Origin of the sequence: Mycobacterium sp. (assembly GCF_052145595.1) — a bacterium.
In the GTDB taxonomy this organism is placed as follows: domain Bacteria; phylum Actinomycetota; class Actinomycetes; order Mycobacteriales; family Mycobacteriaceae; genus Mycobacterium.
In genome coordinates this window covers 1-7,345 of sequence record NZ_JBKQOI010000297.1, presented here as the reverse complement: position 1 = coordinate 7,345, position 7,345 = coordinate 1, and the positions used below count along the sequence as shown (strand labels likewise).

Sequence of the window (7,345 nt, the reverse complement as noted above, 5' to 3'; positions counted from 1 at the left end):
AGGCGCTGGCGCGCGACGGTGAAATCGACCCGTCGGTGCCGGTCGCGGCCGCCCGCCAGTACCGCATCGACGACGTGCAGGCCGCCCCCGAGCAGACTTCTGACCCCGGCCCCGGCGCATAACACCCGCGCCGGAGGAGGAGGCTGCCGCACACCCCGCCGGGCGAGTGTGAAGCCAGCCTCACGCTCGCCGCCGAGTGTGAAACCAGCTTCACGTTCGGGAAGCTGCCGCCATAAGGCATCCTTAAGATCCGGGCCCTGCCTTGGCGGAAGGTTCCAGAAAACCAGCGTACGTTTTAGGGGTGAATGACAACCAGTTTGCGTCCGACCAACCCAGGTCGGCGCTCGAACTGCTGGACACGGTGCCCGAATCCCTGCTGCGACGGTTGAAGCAGTACTCCGGTCGGCTGGCCACCCAGGCCGTCTCGGCGATGCAGGAGCGGTTGCCGTTCTTCGCCGACCTGGAGGCATCGCAGCGGGCCAGCGTGGCGCTGGTCGTGCAGACGGCTGTCGTCAACTTCGTTGAGTGGATGCACGACCCGCACAGCAACGTGAGCTACACGGCGAAGGCCTTCGAACTGGTTCCCCATGAACTTACCCGCCGGATCGCGTTGCGCCACAGTGTGGACATGGTGCGCGTGACCATGGAGTTCTTCGAGGAAGTCGTGCCGCTGCTGGCTCGCGACGAAGAGCAGTTGACCGCCCTGACGGTGGGCATCCTGAAGTACAGCCGCGACCTTGCGTTCAGCTTCGCCTCGGCCTACGCGGACGCGGCCGAAGCGCGAGGCACCTGGGACAGCCGGATGGAGGCCAGCGTCGTCGACGCGGTGGTACGCGGTGACACCGGGCCCGAGCTGCTGTCGCATGCGGCCGCCCTGAACTGGGACACCACCGCGCCCGCGACGGTCGTGGTCGGGATCCCCGCGCCCAGCCGCGACGGCGCAAATGGTCAGGTCGACAGTCAGCGGGCCAGCCAGGACGTCCGTGACGTCGCCGCGCATCACGGCCGGGCGGCGCTGACCGACGTGCACGGCACCTGGCTGGTGGCGATCGTGTCGGGCCATTTGTCGCTGACCGATAAATTCCTGGGTGGTCTGCTGAACGCGTTTTCCGACGGCCCGGTGGTCATCGGACCCACGGCGCCCATGCTGACCGCGGCCTACCACAGCGCAAGCGAGGCGATATCCGGGATGAACGCCGTGGCCGGCTGGCGTGGTGCGCCGCGGCCGGTGCTGGCACGGGAACTGCTGCCCGAACGTGCCTTGATGGGAGACGCGTCTGCGATTGTCGCATTGCATACCGACGTGATGGGCCCGCTGGCCGACGCCGGACCCACCCTCGTCGAGACCCTTGATGCTTTCTTAGATTCTGGCGGCGCCATTGAAGCCTGCGCCCGCAAGTTGTTCGTTCATCCAAACACCGTGCGATACCGCCTCAAGCGCATCACCGACTTCACCGGCCGCGATCCCACTCAGCCCCGTGATGCGTATGTGCTGCGTGTGGCGGCGACGGTGGGTCAGCTCAATTACCCCACGAGTCCCTCTAGTGTTGGCAGCAGCGCCATAACGCAGGTTCCCTTGCCGGTCAGGGGCGCTGTCGCGGCCCCTTGGGGCCGATAGTGATTTAGGCAACAGATCGCGGCACGGTATCAAACGTGTAGCTTACAGAGCTGTTTTGTAAGGTATATACAAAAACCTAAGACGAGGTTCATAATCTGTTACACCCGCCAAAACCGTTTCCACAGTGTTCTCTTAGACACGTGATTGCATTGCTTGCGCCTGGACAGGGCTCGCAGACCGAGGGGATGCTGTCGCCCTGGCTGGAGCTGCCGGGGGCCGCGGACCAGCTGGCGCTGTGGTCGAAGGCCAGCGGCCTGGACCTGGCCCGGCTGGGGACCACCGCGTCGACCGAAGAGATCACCGACACCGCGGTCACCCAGCCCCTGGTCGTCGCAACGACGCTGCTCGCCTATCAGGAGCTGACCAAGCGGGGCCTGCTCGAGCGCGCGGAGCTCGGCGAAAAATTCATCGTGGCGGGTCACTCCGTCGGCGAAATCGCGGCCTACGCGATCGCCGGTGTGCTGGCCGCCGATGACGCCGTCGCGCTGGCCGCCACGCGCGGTGCCGAAATGGCCAAGGCCTGCGCCATCGAGCCGACCGGCATGTCCGCCGTGCTCGGCGGTGACGAGGCCGAGGTGCTGAGCCGCCTCGAGCAGCTCGACCTGTTCCCCGCCAACCGCAATGGTGCCGGGCAGATCGTCGCCGCGGGCCCGCTCAACGCGTTGGAAAAGCTCGCCGAAGACCCGCCGACCAAGGCCCGGGTGCGCGCCCTCGGTGTCGCCGGAGCGTTCCACACCAAGTACATGGCCCCGGCTCTGGACGGCTACGCGGCAGCGGCCGCCGCCGTCATGACCGGCGAGCCCACCGCCACGCTGCTGTCCAACCGCGACGGGAAGCCCGTCACCTCGGCGGCCGCGGCGATGGACACACTCGTCGCCCAGCTGATCCAGCCGGTGCGCTGGGACCTGTGCACCGAGACGCTGCGTGAGCACGACGTCAAGGCGATCGTGGAGTTCCCCCCCGCGGGCACTCTCACCGGTATCGCCAAACGCGAACTTCGGGGAGTTACGGCCCGTGCCGTCAAATCACCCGCAGATCTGGACGAGTTGGCGGACCTGTAACTGCCCGCTTGTGCCAGGAACAACCACATAGTGGTCTACGAAGCACTTCGAATCCGATTTGCACACAACACATTACGAAGGGAAAAGGCTGTGGCCGTCACTCAAGAAGAAATCATCGCCGGTATTGCCGAGATCATTGAAGAGGTAACCGGTATCGAGCCGTCCGAGGTCACCCCGGAGAAGTCGTTCGTCGACGACCTGGACATCGACTCGCTGTCGATGGTCGAGATCGCCGTGCAGACCGAGGACAAGTACGGCGTCAAGATCCCCGACGAGGACCTCGCCGGTCTGCGTACCGTCGGTGACGTCGTTACTTACATCCAGAAGCTCGAGGAAGAAGACCCCGAGGCCGCCGCCGCGCTGCGGGCCAAGCTCGAGTCTGAGAACCCCGACGCCGTGGCCAACGTCAAGGCGAGGCTGGAAGCGGAAAGCAAGTGACCAAGCCTTCCACTGCTAATGGCGGTTACCCCAGCGTTGTGGTAACCGCCGTCACGGCGACGACATCACTTGCGCCGGACATCGAGAGCACGTGGAAGGGCTTGCTGGCCGGCGAAAGCGGCATCCGCGTCCTCGAAGACGACTTCGTCACCAAATGGGACCTGCCCGTCAAGATCGGCGGCCACCTCAAGGAGTCCGTCGATATCCACATGGGGCGACTGGACATGCGGCGCATGTCCTACGTCCAGCGCCTGGCCAAGTTGTTGAGCGGTCAGTTGTGGGAGTCGGCAAACAGCCCTGAGGTCGACCCGGACCGGTTCTCCGTTGTGGTGGGCACCGGTCTGGGTGGCGCCGAGCGGATCGTGGAGAGCTACGACCTGATGAACGAGGGCGGGCCCCGCAAGGTGTCCCCGCTCGCGGTTCAGATGATCATGCCCAACGGGGCCGCAGCAGTGGTGGGATTGCAGCTCGGGGCCCGCGCCGGGGTGATAACTCCGGTGTCGGCCTGCTCGTCGGGCTCGGAGGCGATCGCTCACGCATGGCGCCAGATCGTCATGGGTGACGCCGACGTCGCCGTCTGCGGAGGTGTGGAGGGCCCCATCGAGGCGCTGCCCATCGCGGCGTTCTCGATGATGCGCGCCATGTCGACCCGCAACGACGAGCCGGAGCGTGCCTCGCGTCCGTTCGACAAAGACCGCGACGGCTTCGTGTTCGGCGAGGCCGGCGCCCTGATGTTGATCGAGACCGAGGAGCACGCGAAAGCCCGGGGCGCCAAGCCGCTGGCCCGATTGCTGGGTGCCGGTATCACCTCGGACGCCTTCCACATGGTGGCGCCCGCGCCGGACGGCTTGCGCGCCGGCAGGGCGATGACCCGGTCGCTGGAGCTGGCGGGCTTGTCCCCCAAGGACGTTGAGCACGTCAACGCGCACGGGACGGCCACGCCGATCGGCGACAGCGCCGAGGCCAACGCCATCCGGGTCGCCGGTTGCGAGCACGCCGCGGTGTATGCGCCGAAGTCGGCGCTCGGCCACTCCATCGGTGCGGTCGGCGCGCTTGAATCGATTCTCACGGTGCTGACCCTTCGGGACGGTGTCATCCCACCGACGTTGAACTACGAGACCCCCGATCCCGAGATCGACCTTGATGTTGTCGCGGGCGAACCCCGCTACGGCGATATCCGTTATGCGATCAACAACTCGTTCGGATTCGGCGGCCACAATGTGGCGCTCGCCTTCGGGCGCTACTAAAGCACGGAAGGAACGTTAGCAACACCAATGACGGAGCTGGTTACGGGGAAAGCCTTTCCCAATGTGGTCGTCACCGGTATTGCCATGACCACCGCACTCGCCACCGACGCGGAGAAGACGTGGAACCTGTTGCTCGACGGTCAGAGCGGGATCCGTACGCTCAACGATCCGTTTGTCGAGGAGTTCGACCTGCCGGTCCGCATCGGGGGGCACTTACTGGAGGAATTCGACCATCAGCTGACGCGCGTCGAGCTGCGTCGGATGGGCTACCTGCAAAAGATGTCCACCGTTATAAGCCGGCGCCTGTGGGAGAACGCCGGCTCGCCCGAGGTGGACACCAACCGATTGATGGTGTCTCTCGGCACCGGCCTCGGCTCGTCCGAGGAACTGGTCTTCGGCTACGACGACATGCGCACTCGCGGCATGAAGGCGGTCTCTCCGCTATCCGTCCAGAAGTACATGCCCAACGGTGCCGCGGCGGCCGTCGGCCTGGAACGGCACGCCAAAGCCGGAGTGCTGACGACGGTGTCGGCGTGCGCGTCGGGCTCCGAGGCCGTCGCCCGTGCGTGGCAGCAGATCGTGCTCGGTGAAGCCGACGCCGCCATCTGCGGTGGCGTGGAAACACGGATCGAGGCGGTGCCCATCGCCGCGTTCGCCCAGATGCGCATCGTCATGTCCACCAACAACGACGACCCCGCCGGTGCGTGTCGCCCGTTCGACAAGGACCGCGACGGCTTCGTGTTCGGCGAGGCCGGCGCCCTGATGTTGATCGAGACCGAGGAGCACGCCAAGGCTCGTGGCGCCAACATCTTGGCCCAGATCATGGGGGCCAGCATCACCTCGGACGGCTTTCACATGGTGGCGCCCGACCCCAACGGGGAACGCGCCGGGCATGCGATGTCGCGGGCGATTCAGCTGGCGGGCCTGGTTCCCGACGACATCGATCACATCAACGCCCACGCCACCGGCACCCAGGTCGGTGACGTGGCCGAAGGCAAGGCCATCAACAACGCCCTCGGTAGCAACAAGCCGGCGGTGTACGCACCCAAGGCTGCCCTCGGCCACTCGGTGGGCGCGGTCGGTGCGGTAGAGTCGATCCTGACGGTGCTCGCGTTGCGGGACCAGGTGGTCCCGCCGACACTGAATCTCGTAAACCTCGATCCAGAGATCGACGTGGATGTGGTGGCGGGGAAGCCGCGACCTGGTGATTACCGGTATGCGGTCAACAACTCGTTCGGATTCGGCGGTCACAACGTGGCGATCGCCTTCGGACGGTACTAAAACCCGAGCAACACCGGAAACAGGAGACCTGCGATGACGATCATGGCCCCCTCGTCGGTTGGCGAATCGCTCGACCCCCGCGACCCGCTGCTGCGGTTGAGCAATTTCTTCGACGACGGCACCGTGGAGCTCCTGCACGAGCGTGACCGCTCGGGTGTGCTTGCCGCGGCGGGCACCGTGAGCGGCGTGCGCACCATCGCGTTCTGTACGGACGGCACCGTCATGGGTGGTGCCATGGGCCTCGAGGGTTGCACGCACATCGTCAACGCCTATGACACCGCCATCGAGGAGCAGAGCCCGATCGTGGGCATCTGGCACTCGGGTGGGGCCCGGCTCGCCGAAGGCGTCCGCGCTCTGCACGCGGTGGGCTTGGTGTTCGAGGCCATGATTCGCGCATCCGGCTACGTCCCGCAGGTCTCGGTGGTCGTCGGTTTCGCCGCCGGCGGCGCCGCCTACGGGCCGGCACTGACCGACGTCGTCGTGATGGCGCCCGAAAGCCGGGTGTTCGTCACCGGGCCCGACGTGGTGCGCAGCGTCACCGGCGAGGACGTCGACATGGCGGCGCTCGGTGGTCCGGAGACCCACCACAAGAAATCCGGGGTGTGCCACATCGTCGCCGACGACGAACTCGACGCTTACGCGCGCGGTCGCCGGCTGGTCGGATTGTTCTGCCAGCAAGGACATTTCGACCGCGGCAGGGCCGAGGCGGGTGACACCGATATCCACGCGCTGCTGCCCGAGTCGTCTCGGCGGGCCTATGATGTGCATCCGATCGTGACCGCGATCCTCGACGACGAGACGCCGTTCGACGAGTTCCAGGCCAATTGGGCGCCGTCCATGGTGGTCGGGCTGGGCCGGCTGTCCGGCCGCACCATCGGCGTGCTGGCCAACAACCCGCTGCGCCTCGGTGGCTGCCTGAACTCCGAAAGCGCCGAGAAGGCAGCACGTTTCGTGCGGCTCTGCGACGCGTTCGGGATCCCGCTGGTGGTGGTTGTCGATGTCCCCGGCTACCTGCCGGGCGTCGACCAGGAGTGGGGCGGCGTGGTGCGCCGCGGCGCGAAACTGCTGCACGCGTTCGGCGAGTGCACCGTTCCGCGCGTCACCCTGGTCACCCGAAAGACCTACGGCGGGGCCTACATTGCGATGAACTCACGGTCGCTGAACGCCACCAAGGTCTTCGCTTGGCCAGACGCCGAGGTCGCCGTGATGGGCGCCAAGGCCGCCGTGGGGATCCTGCACAAGAAGAAGCTGGCCGCCGCGCCGGAGGACGAGCGCGAAGCGCTGCACGACCAGCTGGCCGCCGAGCACGAGCGGATCGCGGGCGGCGTGGACAGCGCCATCGAGATCGGTGTGGTCGACGAGAAGATCGACCCGGCGCACACCCGCAGCAGGCTCACCGAGGCACTGGCGCAGGCGCCGGCGCGCCGCGGCCGCCACAAGAACATCCCGCTGTAGTTCCTTCCGCGTTTCCTACCGCGAGCAGACGTAAAACCCCCCAAAAACCGCCTTGGGCTCTAGGGGTGATTGCAACAGCCACCTAACTGGAGGTTGTTGTGTATCGCAAGGCGTGGCCGTGGGTTGTTCATCAGTTCTGGGATCACATTCGGTCGGGGATGTCGGCCGCCGAGGCCGGGTTGGCTGTCGGCGTGTCGGTACACACCGGTCGGGCCTGGTTTGCTGACGCTGGCGGAGTGAGACCG

6 protein-coding genes and 1 pseudogene are annotated in these 7,345 nt (G+C 66.3%); all 7 read left to right on the top strand.

Features of this window, described 5'->3' with window-relative positions; translation table 11 throughout:
* Nucleotides 1-301: 301 nt before the first annotated feature.
* Nucleotides 302-1,618, top strand: a complete 1,317-nt coding sequence (locus ACLP4W_RS25360; protein ID WP_442390144.1) for a PucR family transcriptional regulator — start codon at nucleotides 302-304, stop codon at nucleotides 1,616-1,618.
* A gap of 140 nt (nucleotides 1,619-1,758) precedes the next feature.
* Nucleotides 1,759-2,679, top strand: a complete 921-nt coding sequence (locus ACLP4W_RS25355; RefSeq protein WP_442390143.1) for an ACP S-malonyltransferase — start codon at nucleotides 1,759-1,761, stop codon at nucleotides 2,677-2,679.
* 90 nt (nucleotides 2,680-2,769) lie between these two features.
* Nucleotides 2,770-3,117, top strand: a complete 348-nt coding sequence (acpM, locus tag ACLP4W_RS25350) for a meromycolate extension acyl carrier protein AcpM (RefSeq protein WP_442390142.1) — start codon at nucleotides 2,770-2,772, stop codon at nucleotides 3,115-3,117.
* Nucleotides 3,114-4,364, top strand: a complete 1,251-nt coding sequence (gene kasA, locus ACLP4W_RS25345; RefSeq protein ID WP_442390141.1) for a 3-oxoacyl-ACP synthase KasA — start codon at nucleotides 3,114-3,116, stop codon at nucleotides 4,362-4,364. The genes acpM and kasA overlap by 4 nt, the downstream gene beginning before the upstream one ends.
* A 27-nt stretch (nucleotides 4,365-4,391) precedes the next feature.
* Nucleotides 4,392-5,645: a 3-oxoacyl-ACP synthase KasB gene (kasB, locus tag ACLP4W_RS25340; protein WP_442390140.1), complete on the top strand. Its 1,254-nt coding sequence runs from the start codon at nucleotides 4,392-4,394 to the stop codon at nucleotides 5,643-5,645.
* 33 nt (nucleotides 5,646-5,678) lie between these two features.
* Nucleotides 5,679-7,100: an acyl-CoA carboxylase subunit beta gene (locus ACLP4W_RS25335; RefSeq protein WP_442390139.1), complete on the top strand. Its 1,422-nt coding sequence runs from the start codon at nucleotides 5,679-5,681 to the stop codon at nucleotides 7,098-7,100.
* Between the two features lie 98 nt (nucleotides 7,101-7,198).
* A pseudogene (locus ACLP4W_RS25330) lies at nucleotides 7,199-7,345 on the top strand (IS30 family transposase); the annotation flags it as partial.